Below are 2,984 nucleotides of genomic sequence, written 5' to 3' on the forward strand. Positions count from 1 at the left end.
GCGCCCGGCAGCCCGTCCGCGCCCGCGAGCCCGTCCGCTCCCGCCGGCCCGGCCGCTCGCCCCGTCCCGCCCGCTCCCCCGGAGGCACCATGACCAGCTCGACCGTACCCTCGTCCTCGTCGTCGCTCATGTTCCCCGAGTCGACCGCGACCCCGCTGCGCGGCGGGCCCGCACTGCGCTGGGGAGTGATCGGCACCGGCGAGATCGCGGGCGACTTCACCGACGCCCTGCACGCGCACACCGACCAGCGGGTCGTCGCCGTGTCGTCGCGCACGCTCGACAAGGCCGAGCGCTTCGCCGCCTCCCACGGCGTCGCCACCGCGGTCGAGGGGCAGGAGGCGCTGGTCGCCCTGGCCGAGGTCGACGTCGTCTACGTCGCCACGCCCCACACGAGCCACGTTCCCGACGCCCTGCTCGCGATCGACGCCGGCAAGCACGTCCTCGTCGAGAAGCCGTTCGCGACGACCACGGAGGAGGCGGACCGGCTGATCGCCGCCGCCCGCGCGGCCGGGGTGCTCGCGATGGAGGCCATGTGGACGCGGTACGTGCCGCACAGCACCGTGCTCGCCCGGCTGCTCGCCGACGGCGCGATCGGCGACGTCCGGCTCGCGACGGCCGACGTGGCGTGGGCGAACGACCTGTCGTCGGGCGGGCGCATGGCCGACCCGTCCCTCGGCGGCGGCGCGCTGCTCGACATCGGCGTCTACGCCGTCTGGTTCGCCCAGTTCGCGATCGGCAGGCCGGTCGACGTCCGGGCCACCGGCACGACCCGCGCCGACGGCGTCGACCTCGAGGCGGCGATCGCGCTCCGCACGGCCGAGGGCCGCGTCGGCACGGCGGTCACGAGCCTGCTCACGACGTCACCGGGCCTCGGCACGATCAGCGGCTCGACCGGCACCGTGCGGATGCTCGAGCACCTGGTCTTCCCTGCCTCCTTCGAGGTGTCCACCGCCGCCGGCACGGCGACGTGGCATGACCCGTCGGTGCTGCGGGGCCGAGACGGGCTCGCCTACGAGGCGACGGCGCTGGCCGCCTTCGTCGCCGAGGGGCGCACGGACTCGCCGCTGCACTCGCTCGACGACGCGCGGTCGGTGACTGCCGTGCTCGAGGCGACCCGCGCCTCCTTGACCGTGGTCTGAGGCTGCCCGCCAGCGGTCGCCGCCGCTGGTCGGCCCGCCGGCCGCCACCCGCCGGAGCACGGGCGTGTTCGCCGCGGGCGGGCGATCGCGGCGGCCCGTCCGCGACGGACCCGCCCGGAGTCCCGGCGCCCAGGGCGGCCCAGGTGGCCGCTCCGCGCCTCCTGCTCCCTACGAGCGAGGCACCCGCACGGTCAGCCCGCCGGGCTCGATCCAGGTGCGGAAGCCCGTGGCGACGCCGAAGCCGTCGCCGTCGACCTCGATGTCCTCGGGGCTCTTGAGCTCGACCTCGATCTGCTTCGCCTTGACGTAGCGCAGCGCCTCGTTCTCGGTGCCGGGCAGCTTGTCGGCGAAGGGCAGGCGACGCACGACGCCGTTCTCCCAGAACACCTTGAACAGGATGTGGGCCCAGCCGCGGACGCCCTTCGGGCGCAGCAGCAGGATGTCGAACAGGCCGTCGTCGATCGCCGCGTCCGGCAGCAGCACGATGTTCGCGGGCAGGGCGCCGCAGTTGCCCACGATGATCGTGTGCGCGTGCATGTCGCGCTGCTTGCCGCCGTCGATCCTGTAGCGGAACACGAGCTGGTTCTCGTCGCGCAGCGTGGCGACCAGCGCCTTCACGTAGGCGAGCCAGCCGACCTTCGCCTTGAGGTCGTCGTCGGTGTTCGCGAGCATCTTCGCGTCGATGCCGAGGCCGGTCATCACGACGTAGACGTGCTCGCTCGACGAGCCGTCCTCGCGGCGGATCTCGAGCATGCCGAGGTCGATGTCCCGGTCCTCGCCCGAGAAGGCGGTCTCGAGGGAGTTGTCGAGGTCCTCGAGGGTGAGCTTGAGGTTGCGGGCGAGCAGGTTGCCCGTGCCGCTCGGAAGCAGGGCGAGCGACGCGTCGGAGGCGTGCACCGTCTCGGCCACCGCCCGGACCGTGCCGTCGCCGCCGGCCGCGATGACCATCGTCGCACCGGCCTCGAGGGCCTCGCGGGCGGGGCCCTGGCCGGCGTCGTCCTCGCTCGTCTCGAACCAGAGCGTCGTGCCCCAGCCGGCGGCGCCCTCGGCACGGGCGACCGCGGCCTTCACCGCGTCGAGGTCGATCTTGATCGGGTTGTAGACGACCGCGGCGACACGTGTCGCCTGGGATGCCGGGGCGGTGGCCGTGGAGTCGGCCGAGGAGGCGGTGGCGGCGTCGGCTCCGGACGTCACGGGCGGCGTCGGGTCGGTGTCAGTGGTCACCCGTCGATGATGCCACCGCGACGGCGCGGCGGGCCGGGCGGGGTGTCCGGCGAAACTCAGGAAGCCGCGGCGCCCGACTCCTGGATCGTGCACGACTCAGGACCGCCGATCCTGCGCACTGCGAACTCAGGAGCCAGCGTCCTGAATGACAGAGCACGGAGGCGAGACGCACGAGGGCGGAGGGGCGGGAGAGCAGGAGGGGCGGGTCAGGCGTCGACGGAGGGCACCGAGGCGGTCGCGATCTCGACGCCGTCGGCGCCGCGCACCTCGACGGCGACGACGTGCTCGCGCAGCACCGCCGCGTTCATCCGGCAGTCGATGGTCACGTCCGTGCCGAGGAACGCCCCGGACTCGTGCTCGGCACCGGTGTCGTCGACGACGACGACCGAGAACGCCTGCCCGATCGGCAGGCCGTCGACCGTGAGCACGGTCTCGGTGCCCCAGGTGTGCGCCACGAGGTCGCCGTCGCCGGCGACCCCCGACGGCTCGCCGGCGAACGCCACGTGCTCGACGGCGCCCAGGGTGCCGGGCGGGCCGGCGACGTGGGCGTCGCGGGGCGTCGCGGCGAGCACGCCGCCGCCGACGCCGATCGCGACGCAGGCCGCTGCTCCGAGCACCGTG

At 74.4% G+C, this 2,984-nt stretch carries 3 protein-coding genes; 1 reads left to right on the forward strand and 2 read right to left on the reverse strand.

Annotation, left to right across the window (positions count from 1 at the left end):
• Positions 1-1,139 (forward strand): Gfo/Idh/MocA family oxidoreductase (locus RWM17_RS13535; RefSeq protein ID WP_314104510.1); only part of this gene is annotated, 1,139 nt, incomplete at its 5' end.
• A gap of 168 nt (positions 1,140-1,307) precedes the next feature.
• Here the strand turns inward: RWM17_RS13535 and RWM17_RS13540 are convergent.
• Together RWM17_RS13540 and RWM17_RS13545 are read right to left on the reverse strand one after the other, a co-directional pair.
• Entirely contained in the window at positions 1,308-2,363 is a 1,056-nt protein-coding gene (locus RWM17_RS13540) for a diacylglycerol kinase family protein (RefSeq protein ID WP_314104512.1), read from the reverse strand.
• Positions 2,364-2,569: 206 nt separating this feature from the next.
• Positions 2,570-2,984, reverse strand: a 415-nt coding sequence (locus RWM17_RS13545) for a hypothetical protein (protein ID WP_314104514.1), incomplete at its 5' end; no start/stop codon positions are given.

The organism is uncultured Frigoribacterium sp. (assembly GCF_963515265.1).
GTDB lineage: Bacteria > Actinomycetota > Actinomycetes > Actinomycetales > Microbacteriaceae > Frigoribacterium.